Source organism: Dactylosporangium sp. NPDC048998 (assembly GCF_043197855.1).
GTDB lineage: Bacteria > Actinomycetota > Actinomycetes > Mycobacteriales > Micromonosporaceae > Dactylosporangium.
This window is the reverse complement of record NZ_JBICTV010000004.1, coordinates 297,198-321,268: the sequence shown is the minus strand read 5'-3', so window position 1 is coordinate 321,268 and position 24,071 is coordinate 297,198. Positions and strand designations below refer to the sequence as shown.

The 24,071-nt window shown below is 68.9% G+C and carries 26 protein-coding genes, 1 tRNA gene, 3 pseudogenes and 1 riboswitch; of the genes and pseudogenes, 16 read left to right on the top strand and 14 right to left on the bottom strand.

The features are described 5' to 3' along the window. Positions 1-300 precede the first annotated feature (300 nt). From ACGFI8_RS12290 to ACGFI8_RS12275, 4 genes and pseudogenes are all read right to left on the bottom strand, one after another. Positions 301-1,098 (bottom strand): annotated as a pseudogene (locus ACGFI8_RS12290) (PP2C family protein-serine/threonine phosphatase); the annotation flags it as partial. A 128-nt stretch (positions 1,099-1,226) separates the two neighbouring features. Further along, positions 1,227-1,425, bottom strand: a pseudogene (locus ACGFI8_RS12285) (serine/threonine-protein phosphatase); the annotation flags it as partial. Between the two features lie 47 nt (positions 1,426-1,472). After that, positions 1,473-2,042, bottom strand: a complete 570-nt coding sequence (locus ACGFI8_RS12280) for a septal ring lytic transglycosylase RlpA family protein (RefSeq protein ID WP_392803535.1) — start codon at positions 2,040-2,042, stop codon at positions 1,473-1,475. Between the two features lie 203 nt (positions 2,043-2,245). After that, positions 2,246-4,021, bottom strand: a complete 1,776-nt coding sequence (locus ACGFI8_RS12275) for a proline--tRNA ligase (RefSeq protein ID WP_392803533.1) — start codon at positions 4,019-4,021, stop codon at positions 2,246-2,248. Positions 4,022-4,178: 157 nt separating this feature from the next. Here ACGFI8_RS12275 and ACGFI8_RS12270 point away from each other — a divergent pair, with 157 nt between their 5' ends. Beyond that, a complete protein-coding gene (locus tag ACGFI8_RS12270) occupies positions 4,179-6,131 on the top strand; it encodes a DUF6541 family protein (protein ID WP_392803531.1) in 1,953 nt (650 codons plus the stop codon). Here the strand turns inward: ACGFI8_RS12270 and ACGFI8_RS12265 are convergent. Continuing rightward, a complete protein-coding gene (locus ACGFI8_RS12265; protein ID WP_392803529.1) occupies positions 6,115-6,924 on the bottom strand; it encodes an alpha/beta fold hydrolase in 810 nt (269 codons plus the stop codon). The genes ACGFI8_RS12270 and ACGFI8_RS12265 overlap by 17 nt on opposite strands. Before the next feature lie 107 nt (positions 6,925-7,031). On the opposite strand from ACGFI8_RS12265, the gene ACGFI8_RS12260 reads away from it, so the two are divergent. The 3 genes from ACGFI8_RS12260 (at position 7,032) to ACGFI8_RS12250 (ending at position 9,433) form a co-directional block, all read left to right on the top strand. After that, a complete protein-coding gene (locus tag ACGFI8_RS12260) occupies positions 7,032-7,454 on the top strand; it encodes a hypothetical protein (protein WP_392803527.1) in 423 nt (140 codons plus the stop codon). A gap of 252 nt (positions 7,455-7,706) precedes the next feature. After that, positions 7,707-8,180, top strand: a complete 474-nt coding sequence (locus tag ACGFI8_RS12255; protein WP_392803525.1) for a LamG-like jellyroll fold domain-containing protein — start codon at positions 7,707-7,709, stop codon at positions 8,178-8,180. 109 nt (positions 8,181-8,289) lie between these two features. Beyond that, positions 8,290-8,426, top strand: a riboswitch (cyclic di-AMP (ydaO/yuaA leader). A gap of 11 nt (positions 8,427-8,437) precedes the next feature. Then, positions 8,438-9,433: an NlpC/P60 family protein gene (locus ACGFI8_RS12250; protein ID WP_392803523.1), complete on the top strand. Its 996-nt coding sequence runs from the start codon at positions 8,438-8,440 to the stop codon at positions 9,431-9,433. 55 nt (positions 9,434-9,488) lie between these two features. Here ACGFI8_RS12250 and dcd read toward each other — a convergent pair whose 3' ends face one another. Beyond that, positions 9,489-10,067 carry a dCTP deaminase gene (gene dcd / locus ACGFI8_RS12245; protein WP_392803521.1) on the bottom strand — a complete coding sequence of 193 codons (579 nt, stop codon included), beginning with the start codon at positions 10,065-10,067 and terminating at the stop codon, positions 9,489-9,491. A gap of 126 nt (positions 10,068-10,193) precedes the next feature. Here dcd and ACGFI8_RS12240 point away from each other — a divergent pair, with 126 nt between their 5' ends. The 5 genes from ACGFI8_RS12240 to ACGFI8_RS12220 all read left to right on the top strand — a co-directional run bounded on the left by ACGFI8_RS12240 (position 10,194) and on the right by ACGFI8_RS12220 (position 13,145). Next, complete coding sequence (locus ACGFI8_RS12240) at positions 10,194-10,700, top strand: pyridoxamine 5'-phosphate oxidase (protein WP_392803519.1); 507 nt, start codon at positions 10,194-10,196, stop codon at positions 10,698-10,700. A gap of 9 nt (positions 10,701-10,709) precedes the next feature. Further along, a tRNA-Gly gene (locus ACGFI8_RS12235) sits at positions 10,710-10,783 on the top strand. A gap of 298 nt (positions 10,784-11,081) precedes the next feature. Then, complete coding sequence (locus ACGFI8_RS12230) at positions 11,082-11,396, top strand: hypothetical protein (RefSeq protein WP_392803517.1); 315 nt, start codon at positions 11,082-11,084, stop codon at positions 11,394-11,396. Continuing rightward, positions 11,393-11,905 carry a SigE family RNA polymerase sigma factor gene (locus ACGFI8_RS12225; RefSeq protein ID WP_392803515.1) on the top strand — a complete coding sequence of 171 codons (513 nt, stop codon included), beginning with the start codon at positions 11,393-11,395 and terminating at the stop codon, positions 11,903-11,905. The genes ACGFI8_RS12230 and ACGFI8_RS12225 overlap by 4 nt, the downstream gene beginning before the upstream one ends. Beyond that, entirely contained in the window at positions 11,898-13,145 is a 1,248-nt protein-coding gene (locus tag ACGFI8_RS12220) for a hypothetical protein (protein ID WP_392803513.1), read from the top strand. Before ACGFI8_RS12225 ends, ACGFI8_RS12220 begins: the two co-directional genes overlap by 8 nt. Before the next feature lie 382 nt (positions 13,146-13,527). On the opposite strand, the gene ACGFI8_RS12215 is transcribed toward ACGFI8_RS12220, so the two are convergent. Beyond that, entirely contained in the window at positions 13,528-13,791 is a 264-nt protein-coding gene (locus tag ACGFI8_RS12215; RefSeq protein ID WP_392803511.1) for a helix-turn-helix domain-containing protein, read from the bottom strand. 451 nt (positions 13,792-14,242) lie between these two features. Continuing rightward, complete coding sequence (locus ACGFI8_RS12210; protein ID WP_392803509.1) at positions 14,243-14,716, bottom strand: hypothetical protein; 474 nt, start codon at positions 14,714-14,716, stop codon at positions 14,243-14,245. A 450-nt stretch (positions 14,717-15,166) separates the two neighbouring features. Between ACGFI8_RS12210 and ACGFI8_RS12205 the strand changes: the two genes are divergently transcribed. Then, positions 15,167-15,370: an Arc family DNA-binding protein gene (locus ACGFI8_RS12205; RefSeq protein WP_350557985.1), complete on the top strand. Its 204-nt coding sequence runs from the start codon at positions 15,167-15,169 to the stop codon at positions 15,368-15,370. Next, positions 15,367-15,759 carry a type II toxin-antitoxin system death-on-curing family toxin gene (locus tag ACGFI8_RS12200; RefSeq protein WP_392803507.1) on the top strand — a complete coding sequence of 131 codons (393 nt, stop codon included), beginning with the start codon at positions 15,367-15,369 and terminating at the stop codon, positions 15,757-15,759. The genes ACGFI8_RS12205 and ACGFI8_RS12200 overlap by 4 nt, the downstream gene beginning before the upstream one ends. 181 nt (positions 15,760-15,940) lie before the next feature. Here ACGFI8_RS12200 and ACGFI8_RS12195 read toward each other — a convergent pair whose 3' ends face one another. Beyond that, complete coding sequence (locus tag ACGFI8_RS12195) at positions 15,941-16,423, bottom strand: DUF6907 domain-containing protein (protein ID WP_392803505.1); 483 nt, start codon at positions 16,421-16,423, stop codon at positions 15,941-15,943. Positions 16,424-16,607: 184 nt separating this feature from the next. Between ACGFI8_RS12195 and ACGFI8_RS12190 the strand changes: the two genes are divergently transcribed. From ACGFI8_RS12190 to ACGFI8_RS12175, 4 genes are all read left to right on the top strand, one after another. Continuing rightward, on the top strand, positions 16,608-16,961 hold the full coding sequence (locus tag ACGFI8_RS12190; RefSeq protein ID WP_392803503.1) for a type II toxin-antitoxin system RelE/ParE family toxin: 354 nt from the start codon (positions 16,608-16,610) through the stop codon (positions 16,959-16,961). Further along, positions 16,958-17,257: a multiprotein-bridging factor 1 family protein gene (locus ACGFI8_RS12185; protein ID WP_392803501.1), complete on the top strand. Its 300-nt coding sequence runs from the start codon at positions 16,958-16,960 to the stop codon at positions 17,255-17,257. Before ACGFI8_RS12190 ends, ACGFI8_RS12185 begins: the two co-directional genes overlap by 4 nt. Before the next feature lie 501 nt (positions 17,258-17,758). Beyond that, on the top strand, positions 17,759-18,292 hold the full coding sequence (locus ACGFI8_RS12180) for a SigE family RNA polymerase sigma factor (protein ID WP_392803499.1): 534 nt from the start codon (positions 17,759-17,761) through the stop codon (positions 18,290-18,292). Further along, positions 18,289-19,500, top strand: coding sequence for a hypothetical protein (locus ACGFI8_RS12175; protein ID WP_392803497.1), 1,212 nt, complete (start codon positions 18,289-18,291; stop codon positions 19,498-19,500). The genes ACGFI8_RS12180 and ACGFI8_RS12175 overlap by 4 nt, the downstream gene beginning before the upstream one ends. A gap of 97 nt (positions 19,501-19,597) precedes the next feature. On the opposite strand, the gene ACGFI8_RS12170 is transcribed toward ACGFI8_RS12175, so the two are convergent. From ACGFI8_RS12170 to ACGFI8_RS12160, 3 genes are all read right to left on the bottom strand, one after another. Beyond that, a complete protein-coding gene (locus ACGFI8_RS12170) occupies positions 19,598-20,017 on the bottom strand; it encodes a PIN domain nuclease (RefSeq protein WP_392803495.1) in 420 nt (139 codons plus the stop codon). Beyond that, positions 20,017-20,271 carry a type II toxin-antitoxin system VapB family antitoxin gene (locus ACGFI8_RS12165; protein WP_392803493.1) on the bottom strand — a complete coding sequence of 85 codons (255 nt, stop codon included), beginning with the start codon at positions 20,269-20,271 and terminating at the stop codon, positions 20,017-20,019. Before ACGFI8_RS12165 ends, ACGFI8_RS12170 begins: the two co-directional genes overlap by 1 nt. Positions 20,272-20,463: 192 nt before the next feature. Further along, positions 20,464-21,165 (bottom strand): hypothetical protein, encoded by a 702-nt coding sequence (locus ACGFI8_RS12160; protein ID WP_392804113.1) that lies wholly within the window; start codon positions 21,163-21,165, stop codon positions 20,464-20,466. Between ACGFI8_RS12160 and ACGFI8_RS12155 the strand changes: the two are divergent. Continuing rightward, a pseudogene (locus ACGFI8_RS12155) lies at positions 21,112-21,585 on the top strand (class I SAM-dependent methyltransferase); the annotation flags it as partial. The gene ACGFI8_RS12160 and the pseudogene ACGFI8_RS12155 overlap by 54 nt on opposite strands. Position 21,586: 1 nt before the next feature. Here ACGFI8_RS12155 and ACGFI8_RS12150 read toward each other — a convergent pair. Together ACGFI8_RS12150 and ACGFI8_RS12145 are read right to left on the bottom strand one after the other, a co-directional pair. Next, entirely contained in the window at positions 21,587-22,630 is a 1,044-nt protein-coding gene (locus ACGFI8_RS12150; protein WP_392803491.1) for a hemolysin family protein, read from the bottom strand. Beyond that, positions 22,623-23,951, bottom strand: coding sequence for a hemolysin family protein (locus tag ACGFI8_RS12145; RefSeq protein WP_392804072.1), 1,329 nt, complete (start codon positions 23,949-23,951; stop codon positions 22,623-22,625). The genes ACGFI8_RS12150 and ACGFI8_RS12145 overlap by 8 nt, the downstream gene beginning before the upstream one ends. Positions 23,952-24,071: the final 120 nt, after the last annotated feature.

Below are 24,071 nucleotides of genomic sequence, written 5' to 3'. Positions count from 1 at the left end.
CCTGCTACGTGCCCGCAGGGTGCAGATGAGTAGCGGACACGCCGTCACCGCCGGGTGACGCGGTCGTTGACCGGTTACTCGCAGTCAAGAGGAGGGCCGCGCGATGATCGTCCGTCTCATGGGCTCGCTCTTCGCCCCGAAATACCCGCGCTTCTACACCGGCCGACACCGCGCCCCGATGCGCCGCCCGGTCCCCCGCCAGCGCCCGATCGAGACCACATAGCACAGAGCCGCCATAACCGAAATTGCCGGCATTTTCTGACTCCGCCAGGAGTCGGGAAATGCCGGAAACAAGGGGTGCTACGAGGAGGCCACTCCCGCGCCACCGATCTCCCAGCTCGGGACCGGCGCCGGCGGCTTGACGCCCTGATACTCGACCAGCACCAGCGCGATGTCGTCGTCGAGCCGCCCGCGCACCCACTCCAGCAGCGCGCTCTCGAGCGACTTCAGCCCGTCGGCCACCGTGCCGTGCCCCAGCAGGCGCTGCGCCCGCTCCGCCGTCGGGAAGAACTCGCCGTCGCGGCGCGCCTCGGCCAGGCCGTCGGTGAAGAACAGCAGCCGGTCGCCCGGCTCCAGCCGCTCCACCCGCGGCTTGACCACCGGCATGAAGCCCAGCGGCGGCGCGTTCGCCGGCGGCTCGAGCGGCACCACCCGGCCGCGGCGCAGCAGCAGCGGCGCCGGATGGCCGCAGTTGACGATCGTCAGCGTGCCGCCGCGCTCCTCGATCAGCGCCGCGGTCACGAAGTCCTCGTCGCCGAGCGAGCGGGCCACCGCCCGGTCGAGGTCGGCCACGATCGCGCGCAGGTCGGCGCGCTCGAAGGCCACATGACGGTAGGACCCCAGGACGATACTCGCCAGGCGGACCGCGTCGAGGCCCTTGCCACGCACGTCGCCGATGATCATGCGGACGCCGTAGGGCGTGTCGAGCGCCTCGTAGAGGTCGCCGCCGATGTCGGCCGCCGCGCTGGCGGAGATGTACCGCGCGGCGACCGTGAGCGGGCCGACCTGCGGGCCGAGCGGGCGCAGGACCGCGCCCTGGGCCACGGAGGCGAGGCGGGACAGTTCGGCATACCGCGCGATCTGCCGCTGCCGGATCGCCCCCACGGCGGAGGCGATCCCGCTCGCCACGATCACGCCGCCCAGGTTGAGCATCAGCACCAGCGCGCGATCGCGGCTGTGCATCAGCTCGACCGAGCAGAACAACAACGCGAGCAGCGTCGAGGCGCCGCCGACGGCCAGCACCTCGGGCCAGGACGCGAAGGCCGCCGCCAGGAAGGGCGCCGCGGCCAGCAGGCCCACGTAGTCCGCCCGGAACCCGTCGGCCACCTCGGCGACGGTCACGAGCGCGAGCAGCACGAAGGCCGCGCCGACTCCGGCGCGGGCCTCGGGAAGCAGCTGACGTTTCATAGGTCCGGCCAACAGCATGCCACCAACCGACCCTCGGACCGCTCCATCAAACGGCCGGGTCTGTCTTACTTGAGTACCTCATACTTCGCGTTGATGACACCTGCGCTCACCGACGCGATCTTCACGAAGGCGCCGCGCGCCAGATCAAGGCAGCGGCCCGCTACGAAGGGTCCCCGATCGTTGATGCGTACGTCGACGGACTTGCCGTTGGCCAGGTTCGTGACCCGGACCATCGTGCCGAACTTCAGCGTCTTGTGCGCCGCGGTCAGCCCGTCGGGGTTGAAGGGCTCACCGCTGGCGGTCGTCTGGCCGTCGGCGTAGAACGACACCTCGCACGTGCCGCTGCTGGCGACCCCCGCCGGCGCGGTGGTGGTCGCGGCCGTCGTCGGCGACTTGGTCTTCGACGGGCTCTTGGTCGCGGCCGGCGAAACGGCCGCGAGCTGCTGGGTCGTCGCCCCGTCGGACGGGGCGAGGCTCGGCTCGGCCGACGGCGAGGGGCGCTGGCCGCGGTCGGCGCGCTCCTGTGGGCTGCGCGCGGCGTCGATGGCCGAGGTCGGCTTGTCGTTCGAACTGAGATTGACGGTCGCCACCGCCCCGCCCACGAGCACGACCACGGCACCGATACCGGCGATCAATGGGACGAGGTGACGGCGACGCGCGACGGAATGTCGGCCGGACAACGTCTACACCCTTCGTCGACAGCAAGGCCGTGACCGAACGTATCGGCCACTCCCGGACACCAGTCAAACCGAAGCGGGGTGCATATCCCAGTTTGCTCGCATAGGTCCGGCCGAACGGCTGACCCGACAAGGAGCCGTTCGGCCGATCCTGCAAGAACTCACCGTGAGGCGGTGACGGCGGCCTGTACCGCCGCGACGGCCCCGTCGGCCGCGACCTCCTCCTTGGACCCCGACCTGCGGTCGCGGATCTCGACCATGCCGTCGGCCAGCCGCTTGCCCACCACCACGATCGTCGGCACGCCCAGCAGCTCGGAGTCGTTGAACTTCACGCCCGGCGAGACGTCCTTGCGGTCGTCCAGCAGCACGGTCAGCCCCGCCGCCTCCAGCCGGGTGGCCAGCTGCTCGGCGCCGTCGCGGATCTCCTCGGTCTTGCCCGCCGCGACCACGTGCACGTCCGCCGGGGACAGCTCGCGGGGCCAGCACAGGCCGCGCTCGTCGGCGGTCTGCTCGGCGATCACGGCGAGCGCGCGGGTCACGCCGACGCCGTAGGAGCCCATCGTGACGATCTGCGCCTTGCCGTTCTGGTCCAGCACCGACAGACCGAGGGCCTGCGCGTATTTGCGGCCGAGCTGGAAGATGTGGCCGATCTCGATGCCGCGGGCCTGCTGGAGCACGCCGCCGTCGATCGGGCAGATGTCGCCGTCCTGGATGCGGACCGCCTCGACCGTGCCGTCGGGGGTGAAGTCCCGGCCGGCGACGAGGTGCACGACGTGCTTGCCCGGCTCGTCGGCGCCCGTGATCCAGCTCGTGCCGCCGACCACGCGGGGGTCCACGAGATACCGGATTCCGGAGGAGTTCTTCTCCCCGAGCACGCCGGGGCCGATGTAGCCCTTGACCAGCGCGGGGTGCTGCGCGAACTCGGCCTCCGACATCGGCGCCACCTCGGCCGGTGCCACCTGGGCCTCGAGCCGGCGCAGGTCGACCTCCCGGTCGCCGGGCACGCCGACGGCGAGGGGCTCGCGCTTGCCGTCGGGCAGGGTCAGCATGAGCATGACGTTCTTGAGCGTGTCGCCGGCGGCCCAGTCGCGGTCGGCCCGGCGCAGGTCCTCGCGGGTGTTGAAAAGGTCGACCAGCGTCTCGATCGTCGGCGTGCCGGGCGTGTCGACGACCTGCGCCGCCGGCCGGCCCTCGATGGGCTGGGCCGCGGGCGGCGGGGTCACGACCGCCTCGACGTTGGCCGCATAGTCGCCGTTGGCGCAGCGCACGAACGTGTCCTCGCCGATCTCGCAGATGGCCAGGAACTCCTCCGACGCGCTGCCGCCCATCGCGCCGCTCATCGCGGAGCAGACGACGTAGTCCAGGCCGAACCGGTCGAAGATCTTGATGTAGGCCTCGCGGTGGCGGGCGTAGGCGGCGCGCAGGCCGTCGTCGTCGACGTCGAAGGAGTACGAGTCCTTCATGACGAACTCACGGCCGCGCAGGACGCCGGCCCGGGGGCGCGCCTCGTCGCGGTACTTCGTCTGGATCTGGTACAGCGTGAGCGGAAGGTCCTTGTACGAGGAGCACATGTCCTTCACGGCGAGCGTGAACATCTCCTCGTGGGTGGGGCCGAGCAGGTAGTCGGCCTGCCGGCGGTCCTTGAGCCGGAAGAGGTTCGCGCCGTACTCCGTCCAGCGCCCGGTCGCCTCGTAGGGCTCGCGCGGCAGCAGCGCGGGGAACTCCAGCTCCTGGCCGCCGATCGCGTCCATCTCCTCGCGGATCACCTGCTCGATGTTGCGCAGCACGCGCAGGCCCATCGGCAGCATGGTGAAGATGCCCGGCGCGACGCGGCGCACGTAACCCGCGCGGACCAGCAGCCGGTGACTGGTCACCTCGGCGTCGGCGGGATCCTCGCGCAGCGTCCGGAGGAACAGCGAGGACATCTTCAGGACCATCTGTGTCCACCTTCTCAAGGCCGTTTCCGTCACGTTGGACGATACCGAACGTGCCCTTTTCCGGTCTTCCGGGCTTGCGGCCCGGAAGTACACCTGTTCATGTGCGACCTGTCATCGGGTTCCCGGGTGATGGCCCTGCTCGCCTACACTCCCACGGGTGACGATTCGGGGGCGAATTTCCGCCAAGGCAGTCGACGCACTGGTGATGCTGGGCTATGTCCTGGGCGCCGTCTACGTGTTGCATCGCCTCTGGGCCGATCCCAACGGGCGCTACCTGACGCTCAACTTCCAGGACAGCTTCACGTTCGAGTGGTTCCTGACCCACGCCACCCACCTGTTCACCCAGGGTGAGTCGCCGTTCTTCTCCGACGACATCAACTCGCCGCTCGGCGTGAACCTGATGGCGAACACGTCGATCCTGACGCTGGCGCTCCCGCTGACCCCGGTCACGCTCTGGCTCGGCACGGGCGTCACGTTCGCGATTATCTCCACGCTGGCGCTGGCCGGCACCGCCGCCGCCTGGTACTGGGTGCTCACCCGCGACTTCGGCCGCTCCCGCCTCGCCGCGGGCGTCGCCGGCGCCTTCCTCGGCTTCGCGCCGGGCATGATGTCGCAGGCGATCGGCCACCCGAACATCGCCGGGCAGTACCTGATCCCCCTCATCGTCGCCGCCGTACTGCGGATGCGGCAGCCCGGCAAGGTCTGGCGCCACGGCCTGGTCCTCGCCGCCCTCGTGGTCGCCCAGGCGGGCATCAACGAGGAGATGCTGTTCTTCACCGCGATGGCGCTGGCCGTGTTCATCCTCGCCTACGTGCCCTGGCGTGAGCTGCCCGCGCACGCGAAGGTCATGCTGCCCAAGTGCGGGGTGACCCTTCTCGCGGCCGGCGCGGTCCTGGCCTATCCGCTGTACTTCCAGTTCACCGGGCCCCAGGCGTACCACGGCCTCGACGAGGGCGTGCGCAGCATCAACCTCGACGTGCTCTCCTACGTCACCCTCGGCCGCTACTCGATCGCCGGCGATGTCGCCGAGGCCACCCGGATCAACCGCGGCAACGCGGCCGAGGAGAACAGCTTCTTCGGCTGGCCGCTCGTCCTGCTGCTGGTCGCCGGCGCGATCGCGCTCTGGCGCAACCGGCTCGCCCGGTCGCTGTTCGTCACCGGCTTCGTCTTCGTCGTCTGCTCGATCGGCAGCGTCCCCCGCTTCAACGCTGTCGAGCGCACCAACTACCACGGCCCGTGGTACTGGATCAGCCAGCTGCCGCTGTTCGACTCGGTCGTGCCGACCCGGCTGGGCCTCATCGTCACCACGGTCGTCGGCGTCAGCCTGGCGCTCATGATCGACCGGCTCGTCGTGGACCGCCTGCGGCCCGTCGCGGCACCGGTTGCCGAGCCCGTCGAGGCCCCCGAGCCCGAGCCGGACCCGGTCCCCGCGCTCGTCGGCTCGGGCCCGTCGAGCGACGGTCCGTCGGGCGACGGCGGGCTGCCGATGGTCGAGGCGTCCGTCGCCGCGCCCCGGCGCCCGGCGGCACCCGCCCCGGCCCCGGTGCGGCAGCGCCCGCTGGCCGCCGCCGTGTGGAGCGCCGCGATCCTCGCCGCGATCCTGCCGCTCGTCCCGAAGCCGCATCAGGTGTCCGAGCGCCCCGCGCTGCCGGCGCTGTTCACCGACGGCAACTGGCGCACGAAGCTGCCCCCCAACCCGGTGGTCGCGCCGCTGCCGGGCGGCTGGGGCGACGACATCCTGATGATGCGCTGGTCGACCGAGACCAACTTCGAGGTGAAGCTCACCGCCGGCTACTTCCTCGGCCCCAACGACACCAACCCGGACGACAAGTTCGCGCACTTCGGGCCGGGCGAGCGCAAGACCGTCGCGTACCTCACCCAGGTCAAGGGCCAGCTGACCTCGCCCGACGTCACCACGCAGGCGCGTGCCGACATGCGTGCCGACCTGCAGTTCTGGAAGGCGACCAACATCGTGATGGTCGTCGGCTACCCCAACGAGAACGTTATCCGCGAGACGATCGACAAGCTCGTCGCTCCTGAGGTGGCCCCCGGCCGCGCCGTCGACGGCGTCTGGGTGTGGGACGTGCGTGCGATCAGCGGCGCCGGCTGAGCACCAGCTCGGCGGCCCGGCGGGGGTGCAGCTCCGGGATCCAGTGGTTCACGCCGCGCAGGATCTCGAAGGTGTACTCCCCGTCGACCCATCCGCCGCAGCGGCGCGCCAGCCGCTCGGTCACGAACTCGTCCCGGTCGCCCCAGGCGTACAGGGTCGGCACGGTGACCCTGGGGAACCGCTTCCCCGGCAGGGTCATCGCGCGATACCAGTTGAGCGCCGCGTCCAGCCCGCCGCGCGCCCCGCGTTCGGCGTAGCGGCGGGCGTGCTCCTCGTCGAGCCCGCTACGACGCAGCCGGCCCGCGATGCCCCGGGCCAGCGCGCGCTCGGGCAGCGCGGGGAGCTGGAAGAAGCCGATGTACGCCGAGTGCCACAGCTGCGTGCTGCGCAGCGCCGCCTGGGCCCAGGCCCCGCGGTGCGGCACGGACAGCGCGGTCAGCGTGCGCACCCGGTCGGGGAAGGAACCGGCAACGTGGAACGCGAGCGCCGCGCCCCAGTCGTGCCCGACGAGGTCGAACCGCGCCAGCCCGGCCTGGTCGGCCAGCGCCAGCACGTCGGTGGCGAGGAGATCCAGGGTGTACTGCCGGCGGTCCCGCGGGCTGGCGCCGGGCGAGTAGCCGCGCAGGTCCGGCGCCAGCACCCGCAGGCCCTCGGCGACGAGCACCGGCGCCACGCCGGCCCACGCGGTGCGGTCCTGCGGAAACCCGTGCAGCAGCACGACGCCCGGCGCGCCGGGGTCGCCGAGATCGTCGACGTCGAAGACCAGCCCGCCATTGACGAACCGCGTGATCACGGCTCCATGAAACCACTGGCACGTTTCCGGGATTCGTCGTGATCTGCGCGCCCCTACTGTTCTTCTCAACGGCGACAACGAAGACTTCAGACTTCAAGGGGATACAGATGAGCGACATCGACACCGGCTACGACGGCGGGCACGACGTGGACTACGGTCACTACGAGGCGGGTCAGGAGCACGACGCTCTGAACCAGCTGCACCAGGCCCACGGCTCGGAGGCCGACTACAACAGCCAGTTCGGTCAGTACGAGCAGGACCACCACGCGGCGGAGTCCACGGACTTCTCGCAGGGCCACCACGTCGAGTACGACCAGCCGGGTGCGGTGCACTTCGAGTCGGACGACTACACCAACTACAGCCACAACGCCGAGGTCGACGACCACGTCTTCGCCGCCGAGGGCAGCGAGCACGCCCACCAGGCCGACTTCTCCCAGCTCGACGCCCTGCAGCACCGCTTCGACGCCGCCTTCGCCGAGGGCACCCAGTTCCACGGCGGCGCCGGCGAGCTCGGCATGGCCTCCAACTAAGCGTCTTGCGATCAGCCGGTCACCCCGTTCGGGGTGGCCGGCTCTTTGCTTTTGGCACCGCGGATCCGGCAGGGAGACGCGCCAGCGTCGACCGGTGTCTCACGGGAGGAACGGTCGTGCGTTGCACGGACCGGAGTCATATGACTCTGCCGTGTCATGCGGAAGGGCGACCGCGGGCCGGAACCACCGCGGCGGCCGCGCGGTTCGGGGAATCATGTCCGGTTATGCGCCGACAACGACGGTTGTTGCTGTATGCCGGGCTTGCCGCCCTCGTCATTGCCGCGCGGGCCCGCAGGGTTTCTCAATCCGGGGCGCGCGGAGTTCGGCTACGGCGCGAGTGTTCTGATCCGGTCCGATGAGACTTCCAAGGGCGCCAATGTCATGCAAAAAGGGTTCTCGATCGGTGACAGTCAGTTCAAGCTACAGGTCGACGGCGTGGCCGGTCGGCCGAGTTGTGTGATTGTCGGCACTGGGTCGCCTACCATTTTTGTAGCGCTGGCATCGCGGTCCGTCGCTGACGGGAGGTGGCACCGGATTGCGTGTTCACGCGGTAACGCGCTGCTCACGGTGGCCGTGGACGGGGCCGAGGTGGGACGGACCGCAATTCCTTCGTCACTGTCCATAGTGAACGACGATCCGCTGTCTATTGGCGGCAAGGGAACCAGCGCGAACAACGATCAGTTCGTGGGTGTAATCGACGACGTGTACGTCACTCGAATCGCGTGACCTTTCGGAACAAAACGGACAACAATCGATCGTTGACTTGAACCTGGGAACCGGTCCCCCTTAACGTGAATTCCCGTCGGCTGGATGTCCGCGCCCACCACGGGTGCGCCAGGCGGCACCGCCGAGTCGAATCCGAGCCGGGGACCCACGCGCTCAACCGGGGTGAATCCGCGAACTTGTGCGCGGTAGGGCGACCTTCCCGCCCGAACCCGTCAGCTAACCCGGTAGGCGGCCATGGAAGAAGGAGTAACTCCTCAGTGGAGACCCATCTGAGGTGGACGAGGCGGCCCCACCGTCTGGTACGGCTCCTCGTTGCCATCCTCGGCGGTCTGTCGCTCGCCGTCGGTATCACCGGGCTCGCGCATGCGGACCCGACCCCGGGCGAGATCGAGAAGCAGATCGACGACAAGTGGAACCAGATCGAGCCGATCATCGAGCAGCACAACCAGCTCAAGATCGAGCTCGCCGCCAACAAGACCAAGCAGAATAAGCTCGAGGCCCAGATCGCGCCGCTGCGCGAGCAGGTCGACGCCGCCTTCGACAAGGTGAGCGCGTTCGCCGTGATGCAGTACAAGACCGGGCGCATCTCCAAGCTCGACGCGATGCTCACGACCGGCTCGCCCGACACGTTCATCAACCAGATGACGATGCTCAACATGCTGGCCAAGGACGAGCAGGCGCGGATCCAGGACGTGATCACGGCCAAGGAGGAGTACGACTCCCAAAAGGCGCCGATCGACGAGCTGGTCGCCAAGCAGGCCGAGCAGGAGGCCGCGCTGGCGCAGCAGGAGCAGAAGATCAACGCCGACATCAAGACCCTCAACGACATGCGCATGAAGGCGTACGGGTCGAGCGGCGGGACCGGGAACCTGCGGCCGGTGGCATGCCCGTTCGAGTACACCGGCGGCCCGGGCGCGAAGGCGGCCCAGGTGGCGTGCGCGCAGATCGGCAAGAAGTACGTGTGGGCGACCGAGGGGCCGAACACGTTCGACTGCTCCGGCCTGACGCTGTACGCCTGGAAGCAGGCCGGCTACACCCTGCGGCACTACACCAAGTGGCAGTACCAGGACACCAAGCGCGTGTCGCGGAGCGACCTGAAGGCCGGCGACCTGGTCTTCTTCTACAGCGACCTGCATCACGTCGGCCTGTACGTCGGCGGCGGCTGGATGGTCCACGCACCGAACCCGAGCGCACCGGTGCAGATGAAAAAGATCGACGCTGAACCGATATCCGGCTACGGCCGGGTGGCATGAGCAGGGCGGGCCCGCGGGCCCGCCCTTTCACTTGGTGGGCTTCACTTGGTCGGCTTCACTTAGTCGGCCAAGTCCGCCAGTTCTGCCACGAGCGGCTCGGGGTAGGGCCGCGCTGGCCCTGGTACCGCGAGCCGTAGACCGCTGAGCCGTACGGGTGCTCGGACGGCGACGAGAGCCGGAAGATGCACAGCTGACCGATCTTCATCCCCGGCCAGAGCCGAATCGGCAGGTTGGCCACGTTGGACAGCTCCAGCGTCACGTGGCCGGAGAAGCCGGGGTCGATGAAGCCCGCCGTCGAGTGCGTGAGCAGCCCGAGCCGCCCGAGGCTGGACTTGCCCTCCAGGCGCCCGGCGAGCTGATCCCCGAGCGTGATCACCTCGAGCGTGGAGGCCAGCACGAACTCGCCGGGGTGCAGCACGAACGGCTCCCCGTCGTCGACCTCGACCATGGACGTGAGCTCGTCCTGCTGGATCGCGGGGTCGATGTGCGTGTACAGGTGGTTGTTGAACACCCGGAACCACCGGTCGAGCCGTACGTCGATGCTGGACGGCTGCACCAGCGCTGGATCGAACGGATCGAGGCGCAGCTGGCCGCCCTCGAGCTCCTTGTACAGGTCACGGTCGGATAGCAGCACCCTCTGAGGTTACGGTGTCGGCTTCATCCGCCGCCGCGCGAGCTTGCCGGCTGCCGTCACGGCCTCGGTTTGCCTCGTTCGGGCAACTTGGCCACGATAGAACAGATGTACGAGTAGATTTGATGCATGGCATCGTGGGCTGATTTCGCCGCGGCCGAGCCCGAGCTGGCGACGGCCATCCGCACCCTGGTCTGCCAATACGGCCCAGGCCTCGGCTACCTGGCCACCGTCCGCCCCGACGGCGGCCCGCGCATCCACCCCGTCTCCCCGGTCATCACGGACGAGGGCCTCTACTGCTTCGTCCTGGCCTCCCCGAAGCGCCACGACCTGGACCGCGACGGCCGCTATTCGCTGCACAGCTTCCCGTCCACGGACTCCGACGACGAGGCCTACCTGTCGGGCCACGCCACCCCGGTCACCGACGAGCCCCTGACGGCCCGCCTGGCCACGACGATGCGCGCCGCCCCAACAGTCGACTGGCGCCTGTACGAGCTGACCGTGGACGTCGCGATGGTCGTCCGCCACGAGACCCCGACGACCTCGACCCGCACCGTCTGGAAGGACCGCCCCAGCCACGTCCCAAAAGCAAGACAGAATGATCCGTGCACGGAGGCCGTGGATTCGGTACAGTAGGCGTCACTTGCGGGTGTAGTTCAATGGCAGAACATCAGCTTCCCAAGCTGACAGTGAGGGTTCGATTCCCTTCACCCGCTCCACCGGAAAAGCCCAGGCCAGGCGGCATGCCCGACCTGGGCTTTCGTTTATGCCGGTCGCTGTCGTTTCCCGGCGTGCCCGTTACGTGCCCGATCGCGCTGTCGGGTGATCTGCCCGCTGAGCGCGTCGGCGCGGCTTCGTCGTGGCGACCGGCGCCTGACGGCCGTGACTGTCGACCGTGATCCACGACGTCATCATTTTTCGCGTTGCCCGTAACCGGCGACCGACTGTCCCGGCGTCGTAAAGGTCATGACAATCGACTGGACACTCCGCCTGACCCACGGGCAGGGAGCGTCTCAGATGCTGCCGGTGGCGCCTGTTGGGTTCACCCCGCCCGTCGACCTGCACAATGCTGTCGCGGCCGGTAGCCGTCGTGCGGTTCCGGTCACCTTCACCTCGCCGACCGGTGCCGCCGTGCAGCAACTGTCGGTGGAATTCGCCTTCGACGACGGTGCCACCCGGCGGACGGTGCCGCGCGCGGCCGACGGCCAGGCCGTCGTGATCGACCCCGCGGCCGGTGCGCGGTTCGTGTCCCTCCAGGCACACGCCACCGACTCCGGTGGCTCCACTGCCCGCCGGACCGTGCTGCCCGCCTACCGGATCGCGGCGTCGTGAAGAACATCGACCGGGATTTCGAGGCGTTCGTCCAGTCCCGCGCCCATGCCCTGCTACGGGTGGCCTACCTCCTTGTCGGTGACGAGCAACTTGCGCAGGATCACCTGCAGGACGTGCTCATGCGGATGTACCAGCGGTGGCCGCGCGTCCAGCAGGAACCCGACCGGTACGCGCGAGCGGCCCTGGTCAACCGGACGACCGATCACTGGCGCCGGCGTAGTCGGCGCCGCGAGGCCCCGATGCCCGACGGACTCACGCTGGTGGCGGCCGACGACACGACCGCCATGATCGGTCGGCGAACCGTCCTCGACGCGCTGTCCGTCCTGACCGCGCGGCAGCGCGCCGTCATCGTGCTGCGCTACCTCGAGGACCTACCGGTGGTCGAGGTGGCCGCCATGCTGCGCTGTTCCGAGGGGGCGGTGCAGAGCCATGCCGGTCGCGGCCTCGCGAAGTTGCGCGAACTCCTCCCAAACCTTTCCGCCGCGTTGAACGGAGACTCTCATGCCTGAACTCAGCGAGCGAGACGATGAGCACCTGCGCGTGATGCTGCGTGACACGACCGATCACCTGCGCCTGCCCGAGCGGCTCACGGACACCGCCCGGACCGGTGCGGTGCGCCGCACCCGCCGCCACCGCGCGCTCGGGGCCGGGCTCGGCATCATCGCCGTGACCATGGCCGTGACCGCCGTGGCGATGTGGCCCGGGTCGGACGACGGGCCGACGACCGCGGCGGTCGGCGCGAACACCTCGCCCACGCCGCGTGGCACTCTGCCGGACAAATGCCTCCTGCACGTGCTGGCGACCCCGGCGAACGCCCAGTTCAGCTCCGTGACCGGCGGCGATCCGTCCGGTCGGTACCTGCTGACTCGCAGCAGCCAAGGTGCGGCGAAGCAGATCAGAATCTGGAACGGTGACTCGTCGCGCGTAGTGGCGATGACCGGCGAGGATGCCGAGTTGAATGACGTCAACGCTGCCGGGACCGCGGTCGGTTCCAGCTTCGTCAACGACTCGCCGACTGCCTGGCTGTACCGTAACGGCGCCGTCCAGCGGCTGGCCGGTGACAGCGTCAGCGCGAAGGCGATCAACAGCGGCAACCTCGTGGTCGGCCTCCGGGTGTCGGGCCCCGGTCTGGAGCAGCCCGTCGTCTGGCGAGCGCTCGACCGGCCGGCGGAGCAGCTACCGCTGCCCGACGGCGCCCTCGGCGGCAGGGCCGTCGACGTCGCCGAGGACGGCACCATCGTCGGCGTGGTGCACCTCCCGGGCGGCGCGAACCAGGGTTACGTCTGGCTGCCCAACGGCGAACACCGGCAGCTGCCGCCGCCCATGGTCGCAGGTCGCCAGGCCGCGGGTTACTGGCCGACCAGCATCCACGGCACCGTCATCGACGGCACCGCGGACGTCGCCTTCGATCAACCGAAACGGCGAGCTATGGAGCCGGTGATGTTCGACCTGACGACCGGCACGTTCACCCCCTACCCGGAGCACCTCGTGGAGCCGGTGGGTAACGGCCGCGGAATCCTGGCGGGCCAGGGCGACGGCGGCGCGCTGCTGTCCGACGGCCGGCGGCACGTGAGGCTGGACCCGCTAGCTACGCAGACCGGCGCGCCCACCGGCGTGCCCACCGACGCGCCCACCGCTCCCAGCCTGGTGCCGACGGTCGTCTTCATCAGCGACGACGCCCGTACGCTCGCCGGCCGGGCCGCCGACGCGAACGGCCTGACGAAAGCCGTCGTCTGGCGCTGCCAGTAAGCCTGTGGCGCACTGAGCGCGGCGGCGTCGAGGTACGACGCCGCCGCGCCTCCGTTCCACCTGCTGCCGATCAGTACAGCGGAAGCGGTGAGCCTCGACCGCTGGGAGCTGTCGGTCCTCAAGCTCCCCGGCATGGTGTGCTGGTGGTGGACGAGACGGGGTCAACCCGCCCCTCGACCGGCCGATCGCCTGCGCAGCACGTGATTCATCCGCACTCGGCCCCCTTTATGGGCACCCGCCGCGTGCGCGTCCGTTGTAGCGAGTCGTCGGAGCTCAACGACACCCCCGATGCCGGTCGCGGGAGCCCCGGATCAGGCCGTGGTGATCGCGGTGACGGTCAGCGTGGCGGAGTACAGGCCGGGCTGGGTTCTCGACGGAATCTTCAGGTCGATGGTGGCGCCGAGCGTGCTGGTGCCCAGGCCTCCCGCCGCCGGCGCGGCCGCCAGGACGCTGCCGGCGAGGACCGGGGACGGCTGGACCGGTTCGCCAGCCCGTCCAAGCCCTCCTCGCGATACCAACCGATCCAGCGATGCACCGCCTGCCGCGACACCCCGAACCGCTCCGCGACCTCGATCACCGGAATCCCGGCATCGACTTCCAGCACAGCCCGGTACCACTGTTCCGTCATGGTCAACTCCACCAGCACTCGGCGGAGTGTCACGCATGTCCTGATACCGATGTGTCACGCAGGTCCCGAGACCGGACAGCACCTGGTCACGTGCCGTGTGATGAATTTCTGTACGGGGTCAAGGCGCCGCTGACGCGGCGCACCGCGGCGCCTGGGGGTCGCTTCGCGCCCTGCCGCTTAAGCCTTCGGCGACGCGGCAGGCAAGCCCCCGCGCCCGCACCACATCAACGGCGCCGAGCAGAGAATAAGAGAAGAACAGCTTGCCGCGACCAGGCCCGGGACCGACCGCGCGCTCCGTGGACGCCAGTGGTTGCGGCCGGGCATCTCCCTCCCCGCCGCCATTGTTTTTGACGGAGAGCCGAGCACCAGTGAGGGAGCCGCCCTCAGTGCGAGACCGGCCCGGAAGAACCCTCGGTCGCCCACCGTCGCCGGCTTCGGCCTCGGCGCTGTCGGCAACGGCCGGAAGCTGTCAGATCTGGTGGATCTTCGCTGAGCGAGCCAGCTTGTGCTGAAGTTCCCGGAGGGTTCTGATCGTTGCTTCGTCGGAAAGCCCGGTGGTCGTAGACCACTCATAGCCGGATCCGAAGACGTCGCTAGCGAAGACAAACTCGGTTGCGATCAGGGCGCGTCGCCAGTCTCTGCGACTGAGTGACTCGTTCGTGCGGATGGAACGGGCAATGCGACGAACTTCAAGAAGCAGGTCTTCGGTGTTCTCGAAGCCCATCGCTACGGCGAGGCTGTCCGTGCTGTGAGCGGGTCCGCCCCACTCGGCGAGGGCTCGGACGAGCAGATGGCGCTCATCGTCGGTTAAGTCGATCGCCACGCGTTCCTCGGGCCCCATGATCTGATGATGGCGCATCCGTGCCCTGCGCGCGGTGCCTATCTCGCGAGGAGCATCCGTCGACAGGTGGTCAAGATTCAAGCCGCCCTTGGCGGGCGTCAACCAACAGTTGACACGTACGTGTCACGCGCGTCTGCTTGGAAGATCCAGGAGTCCGCACGTTTGACGGCCGACGCGGCGACAGCACGTGCCCGAACCGTGCCCGATCGCATGGGCTTTACGGGTCTCTAACGGTCAACGCACAGCCCGAACATCTACGCTCCGTGTCCGCAAATAGCGGCCGTCGGTCACTGACAGTAGAGATCAACGCGATTCCCAAGCTGACAGTGAGGGTTCGATTCCCTTCACCCGCTCGGACCTAGGGACCCTCTGTCCACGGAAAGCGTGGACCGGGGGTCCTCGCCATTTCTCCTAGGGCCCGAGCCCCAGACCCCACGGTGGGGTGGTCGCCGTACGAGCTCGCGGTTGGCCGCGAATGTCGCTCCCGGGTTCATGGTGCCCTGCGTCGCTGTCGGCTGGTGAGAGTTCGTACGGAAGCAGTACCATTTTCGTATGACTCGCACGATCGAACTCCCGGACGACCTGGCGGCGGCCCTGAAGGAGGTCGCGGCGGCTGAACATCGCTCGGTTCAGCAGACGCTGGTCCTGGCCGCTCAGGAGTACGTCGAGCGGCACAAGCTGCGTTCCCGGGTTCGGGAGAGTGGGCGCAGGATCATCGAGCAGGACAAGGAGTTGCTGGATCGGCTCGCCCAGTGATCGTCTACCTCGATCTACCGTCCCTGCTGGACCTCGCTGAGCTGATCCTTGACACGCCGCCACCGGTCCGCGACATGGGCCTGCTCGCTTCGGCCGCTGCGCGACCGGCGACGGTGGCGTTCGGTGTCGAGGCGTACGAGGACATCTGGACGAAGGCGGGCGCATTGCTCCAGTCCATTGCCCTGAACCATGCCCTGATCGATGGCAACAAGCGTCTCGCCTGGGTGGCTGCGCGTGTATTCCTGGACCTCAATGGCGTGCCGCCAGTCGTCGTTGACGTGGACCAGGCCGAAGCCTTCGTCATCCAGGTCGTCACGCATGAACTGGACACGGTTGAAGAGGTCGCGAAGGCTTTGATCGCGCTCTACGCCGACGGCGCGAACCAGTAAGAACACAGGTTGGGCGACGTGCCATTGGCGTGCCATTAACCGAGGCCACTGCGAGTCACTCCAGGCCACTCGTAACCGCAGCGACGTGCTGGTAGGTGCCTGTGGCAGGTGTATGTGTACGGTTCCCAAGCTGACAGTGAGGGTTCGATTCCCTTCACCCGCTCCAACGGTCAGGCCCTGGTCAGGACAGCCGTCCCGACCAGGGCCTCGTGCATGTCAGCCGACTCGAAACCACCCGTGCGCCATTAGTTGGGCCATGGCAGCGACTGTCAGCTGTGCCGCTGACGCTGACGGCGTCTGGGTGCCATCGCGACACTGCCGGGGTTGCCCGTCCGGCGATGCATTGGCGCGCCTCGGTGAGCGCCGCGATGACCTGGTCCAGGGCCTCGGCGTCGAGGAGTGCCCCGTATTGGTCAGTGTGCGGTAGGACGCGCAGGTCAACGGCGGCGCCGCCCCGATCCTGCTTAACCATGACGGTGATCAGGTTGAGCTGGCCCGGCGTCGGTTGGACGCTGATTGCGCCGGTCGCGCGGAGATGTGTTTCGTGGGGGTCGTCGCGTTCGATGGTGCACCAGGACGGGCACCGGGCCTGGAATGGCAAGACTGAGACAGGGGCATGCTCGACGGTGACGGCCTGGCGGCCCGGCAGCTGGGTGACGCTCATGCTGGATCCTGCACGGCGTGTGGACAAGTCGGTGAGCGTGGCGTGGACAGTCAAACCTCGGGCCTCCTGGGGCTCTGCCGAGGGTCCGGGTCCGGTTGATTGCCGTGCCTGGGCTTCCTCGACGTTTGTGGTGGGTTGCCTTCAAGGCCGACGGCAGCTCGCCGCCACCTATAGCATCGATGCTATGGCCTGGGGTACCGTTGAGTTGGAGCCAGAAGTTCGGAAGTGGCTCGAAGAGTTGGCGACTGTGCAGTTCGCGCGGGTGGCTTTCTACATCGACCTATTGGCGGCTAATGGACCACTGCTCGGCGAGCCGTACACGAAACAGCTCGACGGCAAGCTCCGGGAGCTGCGATTTCATCTTGAGGGTGAGGCGGTGCGGATCACCTACTGGATCGCCTCCGGGGAGCGGATCGTTCTCCTGACGGTGTTCCGGAAAACCCGCGACCGCGAGACTCGTGAAGTTCAGCGGGCTCGGCGGGCGCTAGCGAGGTGCGTCGCCGAGATGCATACCGTTGAGGAAGAGGTTGAGGGATGAGCGGCCGCAGCGATTGGAACGAACTGCGCAGCCGGCGAATGGCCGAGCCGGGGGCTGCCGAGGCATACGAGTCGACCAAGCTCGCGTTCGAGTTGGGGCGGGCGGTTCGGGAGCTTCGCGAGCGTCGCGGCTGGAGTCAAACCGAGTTGGCAGAGGCTGCCTCTATGACGCAGTCCGCGGTCGCGCGCTTCGAGGCTGGCGGCACGGTGCCGACGTTGCCGGTTCTGGAGCGGCTAGCTCGAGCCCTCGACGTTGAACTGGCGGTCGGATTTCAAGCCAGGTCCGATGCAGCATGATCGAGTCGACGTGCCATTAGCGTGCCATTACGACAGGCTCCGTGAGGTCGTTCCAGGCCGCTCCGGACAGGCTCGACAGTCGGTTGTGGGCGTTTGCGGCACAGGGCCTGTCCGGTTCCCAAGCTGACAGTGAGGGTTCGATTCCCTTCACCCGCTCCACACCGAAACGCCTGGTCACGGCCCATGCCCCTGACCAGGCGTTCGTCGTTCCTGACGACTGTCAGCTCCCGACGGGCCATTAGCCGGGCGCTTGGCGGCTGACAGCTGCGGGTGATCCCTCCGGCGCCTCGCTGGACCGGGGTTCGCCCGGTGATCGATTCGTAGATCTCGTCACCACTGGCCCGGCTAGCAGCCGGTCCACCTGCTCGCTCTCTAGGCCTCGGGGCCTCGCGGCCCGCGGCGTCGAGCGGGGCTACGAGCCACGACATTTCTCCGTTCGGAGGTAAACCTTTACCGGGGGTCTCGGCCTCTAGTCGGCGACATTTGCTGAGGGAGCCGACGATGGGACATGACCCTGCGGCCGAGCAGGAGTTTCGGGAGTTCGTGGCCGCGCGTTCCGCCGCGTTGCAGCGAACCGCCTACCTGCTGGTCGGCGACTGGGGGCTGGCCGAAGACCTCGTACAGACCGCACTGATCAAGACATACCTGGCCTGGCGCAGGCTGAGCGACAGTTCGGCCGCCGAGCCGTACGCCCGCAAGATCCTCGCCAATACCGCGATCCGCTGGTGGCGCAGGCGCTGGCGCGGCGAGCGCCCGACCGGGCAGCTGCCAGATCGGCCGATGTCCGTCGACGGCGTCGAGACCTGGATCGAGCGGAACCGGGTGTGGCAGCTCGTGCTGACCTTGCCCGCACGGCAGCGGGCGGTGCTGGTCTTGCGGTTCTACGAGGATCTCACCGAGGCCGACACCGCGCGGTTGCTGAACCTGTCGGTCGGCACGATCAAGAGCCATACGTCACGAGCGCTGGCGTCGTTGCGCCAGCGGATCGACGCGCCGGACCCGGTTGGCGCGGCGACGAAGGGAACGAAGCGATGAACATCCAGGACGTGGTGCGCGAATCGCTGCAGGCCCAGGTGTACCAGCCTCCGGCGATGCGCGACTCCGCCGACCGGGCGGTCCGAGGAGCGCAACGGATCCGGCGGAGGCGCTCGTACCTCACCGCCGGCTCGGCGGCCGTCGCGGTGGTCGCGATCGTGATCGGGCTCGCCGCGCTGCTCGATGGACAGCATCGGTCGACGCCGACCCCCGGTGTCAGCGCCGGACCGACCTCGTCAACGGTATCGGTGCCACCGTCGCCACCCGCGACGACACCGACCCTCCCGCGGGTCGGGGTGCCGCTACTGGAGCGCTCGACGATCGTGCTGCCAGACGGTCGCACGATCTCGCTCGGTGGCGTCGGCGGTGATGTGCTCAGCGCGTACCAAACAATGGACGGGTTCCTAGTGAACGTCTCCAACCCGGACGGGGCTACGACGTCGCTGTGGCTGGTCAAGCCGGACGGGACCACGCGCCGGCTGGTGGAGCGATCCGACGAGCCGGTGGCGGTGGCCGGTGACGGGCGGCATTTCGCCTGGCGCTTCAACGATCGCCTCCAGATTGCCTCGATGAACGGCGACGCGACGGTCACGGCGGGTCCGTCGACTCCGGCGCCCGCTCAGGGCCTGCCGCTGGCCATCGCCGACACGGCCGTGCTGCTTGGGTACTCGCAAACCGGCGGCGGCCTCGACACTTTCGATGTGTGGCTGTCGGCGAAGGGGGCGTACAGCGCGTCGTGGGACAAGACCACCCACGTGGTGGCGGTCTACGGCCCGTCGCCCGACCGAAAGTCCTTCCTCGGTCTCGTCGACGCCGGCGATGGCAGCAAGGCGGCCTGCCTCGCCCTGCTCGACCCGGCGAACCACCTGCGGGCCACCGCCAAGGCCTGCGGCGTGACCGGGCGGGTCGACGATCGCGGACCGGTCTCGCCGGACGGGCGCTACCTGGCATTGCAGGCGGAAAGCGCCGACGGTGCACCGCAGGTCGCGGTGGTGGACCTGGAGCGGGTGTTCCAGAAGCCCGAGGCGGCGACGGTGTGGGATGCCCAATGGCCGGGTGTCTGGGCGGACGCGACGACCATGGTCACGACGGCCAACAACGGGAGGCTCTGCCGATTCCGTGTCGGTCAGACCACCTGCGAGCAGGTGGCGGCGCCGGGCGTCGCGTCGGCACCGGCATACCAGTTGATACCTCGGCTGGCCGGCTGAAAGGGCTGGTGATCGCGACCGCAGGCGTGACGGTGGTGCCGGCGGCCGGCGGTTGTGCGGCGGTGACGATGGAGGTGGTGCTCACACGCATCGACGCCTAGAGCGAGCCCTTGGCTGCGACCCACTCGACAGGTTGGCCCGTGATAGCAGCGATGCGGTCGTAGTCGGCGTCGTAGTGCAGCACGATCGCACCGTGCAGTTCGGCGGTGGCCGCGATGATGAGGTCGGGCAGGCGGAAGTGGCGGTGTTGACTGGTCTCCGCGAGTGCGCGATGCGTATCAAGCGCTCGGGTCATCGCCTGTGCGGTGACGTCGATCCAGCGATGCCCGTGGAGTGCAGCCCACAGTGCTTCATAACTCTTCGGGTCGGGTGCGTTGTTGAGGTATTCAAGGGAGGTCATCTGGCAGGCGGCCAGTCGTCCCTCCGCAAGCAGCATTTCGAATCGGCGGCGGACTTGCGGGTGCCGGCCTTGCAGCACGTAGATCGACGTATCCGCCAGATAGATCGGGCCAGGCATTAGGCCGCGTCAGCCTCTCGCGCGTTCTCGGCGAGCTGGGACAGGTCACGCCCACCGCCGTAGTGCCAGCCCTGCCCTGAGTCGCTGAAGTCGATCTGCACGCTGTCGAACGCGGCAACGATCTCGGCGGCCTTACGCCGCATCGCGAACGCGTGAAGAGCGGCGTTGATTGTGGCGACCTTCGTGTCGGTGCCGAGCTCCTCGCGGGCCGCGTCCAACCACTCGTCGTTGACGTCAACAGTGATGCGTGTCATGAAGCAACTCTAGCACCAGAAATTCCGCTCCAGAGACACCAAGATCACAGAATTCGAAGCACCATCGCGCGACGGTGCGCTCCCGGCGGTCCAACCTGGTGGACAGTCGGGCCATGAGCGATCACCCTCCGTGTTGCGACGTTGATCAGTTGCGGTTCGCGGCCGGTGGGCGCGCCCAACTCAGGTGGGCGGTCAGTTGCGGTCGGCCGACGCGTTCATGAGGTCGTCGAGGCCTGCCCGGTACCACATGCGGTTGCGGAAGGCATGCAGGTCCGGTCCTCGGCAGGTGGAGCGCAGGCGCTGCGCCTCCATGCCGTCCGGAAGAACGAGCCGGCATTGCTGACCGGCCGCCTCGAAGCAGTCCTTGCGAAGACGAAACGGAGTAACCAGGTCGTATTCAGGTCCCGGGCCGTTGATCAACGCGCCGTCGCTGCCCTGGACGAGTAGGCCATGCGCCGACCGGTAGGGCGCGGCACCCCAATCGGTCGCAGTGTCGCCCTCGACGGAGACGAGATGGAAGTCGGTGTAGGCGCAGCAGTACGCGCGCTCTCCCTGGACATTGAGTGCGTAGCAGTCGAAGACGATGGGGAGCCCGGCGTCGAACGGATAGAGCCAGTCCGGGACGAGGTCCTGTGTGAAGCGAACCAGGCCATGGCCCTGCGGGCCGCCTCCGCCCAACGCCTCGTCAAAATAACCGACCCACACGTTGCCCGACGGCGTCGTCAGCAGCTCCTCGATGGCGTCGCCAAGATGACCGGTACGGACGAGGTGACCGTCGGCAGTCCACACCTGCGCGTTGGGCGTGCCATTGCGTTGGGTTCGCGCGTCGGCCAGGAGGATGCGCCGGTCGCGGACGTGGGCTGCGGGCCGGGGCACGTGACCGCGCACCTGCATGGGCTGGGCGTCGACGCGTTCGGGATCGACCTCTCGCCCGGGATGATCGACGTGGCTCGGCGGGACCATCCGGGTCTGCGGTTCCGGGTCGGCTCGATGACGGATCTCGACCTCGCCGGGCTGCTGGCCTTCTGGTCGTTGATCCACGTTCCCGACGACGAGGTCCCCGCGGTGTTCGGGCACTTCCATCGGGCACTACGTCCGGGCGGGCCGCTGCTGCTCGGCTTTCATGCCGGTGAAGGGTCGCGGCTCAAGACGCAGGGATACGGCGGCCACCCGATGCGGGTACACGTGCACCGCCGAGCGCCGGGCCGGGTGGTGGACTGGCTGCGCGACGCGGGGTTCACCGTCGAGACGCAGGTACTCCTCGCCCTTGACCAGAGCGTTCCGGGAGCAGCGCTGTTCGCGCGCAAGGGCTAGTTCAGGCGGGCTGCGTCGCCGGCCTCGGCTCGCGGGCCACCGGCTCGCCCACGACGGCGGTCAGGACGTCGTCCAGCGTCACCACGCCCAGCGGTATCCGGCCGTCGCTGACCAGGACGATGTGCTGGCGCTCGCGGCGCATCGACAGCAGGAGTTCGGCCAGGGTGCGGGTCGGGGGGACTATCCCCAGCGGTCGGATGAGCTCGGGCGGGATCGGGGCGCGGCGCTGCGGGCCGACGAAGCCCAGCACGTCCTTCACGTGGACGAAGCCCAGCACGCGGCGGCTGGCGCGCTCCACGACCGGGAAGCGCGAGCGGTTGGTGCGCGTGGCCAGGACCTCCAGGGAGGCCGGGGACACGTCCTCGGCGATCGTGGTGATCTCGGCCCAGGGGCGCAGGGCGTCGCGGGCCGTGCGCTGCGACAAGGCCAGGGCGCCCGCGATGCGCGCGTGCTCCTCTGGGGCCAGCAGGCCCTCGGTGGTGGCCTGCGCGGCCAGGCCGGCCAGCTCCTCGGCGGTGAAGACCGTCTTGACGGAGCCGGTCGCCTCGATGCGCCACAGGGACAGGATCGTGCGCGAGGCCCACTTCATGGCGACGAGGACGGGCCTGGTGGCCATGCAGAAGGTGTACATCGGCGGGCCGAGCCACAGCACCGCGCGCTCCGGGGAGGCCAGCGTCAGGTTTTTGGGCACCATCTCGCCGACGACCGTGTGGGCGAACACGACCACGCCCAGGGCCAGGCCGAACGCGACCGGGTGGACGAGGCGCTCCGGCACGCTCAGCGCCTCGAACGGGCCACGCAGGCCGTGCGCCAGGGCCGGCTCGGCCAGCGCGCCGAGGGCCAGCGTGCAGATTGTGACGCCGAGCTGGGCGCCGGCGATCATGAGCGGGATCTCGTTCATCGCGCGCAGCGCGGTGCGGGCGCGGCGCGAGGTGGCGGCCATGGGCTCGATCACCGTGCGGCGCGAGGCGATCAGCGAGAACTCGGCGGCGACGAAGAACGCGTTGCCGAACAACAGCAGGATCGTGACCAGCAGCTCAGTCATCGACCGGCACCTCCGGCCGCACGATGCGGACCTGCTCGATGCGGCGGCGGTCGACCTCGACGACGGTGAACTCCCAGCCGTCCTCGTTCCAGGTCTCGCCGACCGCCGGGATGTGGCCCAGCCGCGCCATGAGGAACCCCGCCAGCGTCTCGTACGGGCCCGGTGGCACATGGAACCCGGTCAGCTCCGCGAGCTCGTCCTCGCGCAGCACGCCGTCGACGAGCAGGGTGCGCTCGTCGCCGGGGGCGGTGAGGTCGGGCATGCCGTGCGCGGTGGTCGGCTCCTCCTCGACGTCGTGCTCGTCGACGATTTCGCCGACCAGCTCCTCGACGAGGTCCTCGACGGTCACGACGCCGTCGGTGCCGCCATACTCGTCCACGACGATCGCGACGTCCGAGTTGCCCTTGCGCAGGGCCTCGAGGACGCCGTCGAGGTCGAGGCTCTCCGGCACGAAGACCGGCTCGCGGGCGACCGCGGCGACCTTCGTCGTGGGGCGGCGCACCGGCGGAACGCTGAGCGCGTCGGTGACGGTGACGACGCCGGTGACCTGGTCGAGGGTCTGCACGTAGATCGGGAAGCGGCTGTAGCCGGTCTGCACCGAGGTCGCCAGCAGGTCGGCGACGGTGGCGTCGGCGCGCAGCGAGACGACGTCGACGCGCGGGGTCATCGCCTCCGCGGCGCGCTTGTCGCCGAAGCGGATCGTGCGCTGCAGCAGCACCGCGGTCTCCTTCGGCAGCGCGCCGGCCTGGGCCGAGATCGCGGCGAGCAGCCCGAGCTCCTCGGGCGAGCGGGCGCTGGCCAGCTCCTCCTGCGGCTCGACGCCGAAGCGCCGGACCACCCAGTTGGCGGTGCCGTTGAGCAGCGTGATGAGCCAGGAGAACAACCGGGAGAACATGCGCTGCGGGCCGGCGGTCGCGCGGGCCACCGGCATCGGCTTGGCCAGCGCGGCGTTCTTCGGCACCAGCTCGCCGAAGAGCATGGACAGCAGCGTGGCCACGATGAGGCTGGTGGCGTGCGCGGCGCCCTCGGTCACCGAGCCGAACACGGGGCGCAGCAGCGGCGAGAAGAGCCGGGACAGCGCGGGCTCGGCCAGGTAGCCCGTCAGCAGCCCGGCGAGGGTGATGCCGAGCTGTGCGCCGGAGAGCTGAAAGGACAGCTCGCGCAGCGCTTGGCGGACCGTGCGTGCCTTGCGGTCGCCGGCGTTGGCCCGCTGCTCGATCTCCGCCCGGTCGACGGTCACGAGCGAGAACTCGGCGGCGACGAAGCCCGCGTTCGCGGCGGTGAGCAGCGCGAACGCCAGCAGGGGCAACAGTGTGGTCAACACGCTCGCGCGACGATCCCTTCAGGTGTGCCCCGATTGTTCCACGTGAACCCAAACCCCGCCCATGGCAGCCCCGCAGATCAGGATCACAGTCCGGAGCCGTACGCGCCACGCAAAGAT

Excerpts from the sequence above, each read along its gene's own strand:
- ACGFI8_RS12275 (WP_392803533.1), bottom strand. The coding sequence starts at position 4,021 with ATGGTCCTGAAGATGTCCTCGCTGTTCCTCCGGACGCTGCGCGAGGAT.
- ACGFI8_RS12260 (WP_392803527.1), top strand. The coding sequence starts at position 7,032 with ATGAGCGACATCGACACCGGCTACGACGGCGGGCACGACGTGGACTAC.
- ACGFI8_RS12255 (WP_392803525.1), top strand. The coding sequence starts at position 7,707 with ATGCCGGGCTTGCCGCCCTCGTCATTGCCGCGCGGGCCCGCAGGGTTT.
- ACGFI8_RS12240 (WP_392803519.1), top strand. The coding sequence starts at position 10,194 with ATGGCATCGTGGGCTGATTTCGCCGCGGCCGAGCCCGAGCTGGCGACG.
- ACGFI8_RS12230 (WP_392803517.1), top strand. The coding sequence starts at position 11,082 with ATGCTGCCGGTGGCGCCTGTTGGGTTCACCCCGCCCGTCGACCTGCAC.
- ACGFI8_RS12220 (WP_392803513.1), top strand. The coding sequence starts at position 11,898 with ATGCCTGAACTCAGCGAGCGAGACGATGAGCACCTGCGCGTGATGCTG.
- ACGFI8_RS12205 (WP_350557985.1), top strand. The coding sequence starts at position 15,167 with ATGACTCGCACGATCGAACTCCCGGACGACCTGGCGGCGGCCCTGAAG.
- ACGFI8_RS12195 (WP_392803505.1), bottom strand. The coding sequence starts at position 16,423 with ATGAGCGTCACCCAGCTGCCGGGCCGCCAGGCCGTCACCGTCGAGCAT.
- ACGFI8_RS12190 (WP_392803503.1), top strand. The coding sequence starts at position 16,608 with ATGGCCTGGGGTACCGTTGAGTTGGAGCCAGAAGTTCGGAAGTGGCTC.
- ACGFI8_RS12185 (WP_392803501.1), top strand. The coding sequence starts at position 16,958 with ATGAGCGGCCGCAGCGATTGGAACGAACTGCGCAGCCGGCGAATGGCC.
- ACGFI8_RS12180 (WP_392803499.1), top strand. The coding sequence starts at position 17,759 with ATGGGACATGACCCTGCGGCCGAGCAGGAGTTTCGGGAGTTCGTGGCC.
- ACGFI8_RS12175 (WP_392803497.1), top strand. The coding sequence starts at position 18,289 with ATGAACATCCAGGACGTGGTGCGCGAATCGCTGCAGGCCCAGGTGTAC.
- ACGFI8_RS12170 (WP_392803495.1), bottom strand. The coding sequence starts at position 20,017 with ATGCCTGGCCCGATCTATCTGGCGGATACGTCGATCTACGTGCTGCAA.
- ACGFI8_RS12165 (WP_392803493.1), bottom strand. The coding sequence starts at position 20,271 with ATGACACGCATCACTGTTGACGTCAACGACGAGTGGTTGGACGCGGCC.
- ACGFI8_RS12160 (WP_392804113.1), bottom strand. The coding sequence starts at position 21,165 with ATGCAGGTGCGCGGTCACGTGCCCCGGCCCGCAGCCCACGTCCGCGAC.
- ACGFI8_RS12150 (WP_392803491.1), bottom strand. The coding sequence starts at position 22,630 with ATGACTGAGCTGCTGGTCACGATCCTGCTGTTGTTCGGCAACGCGTTC.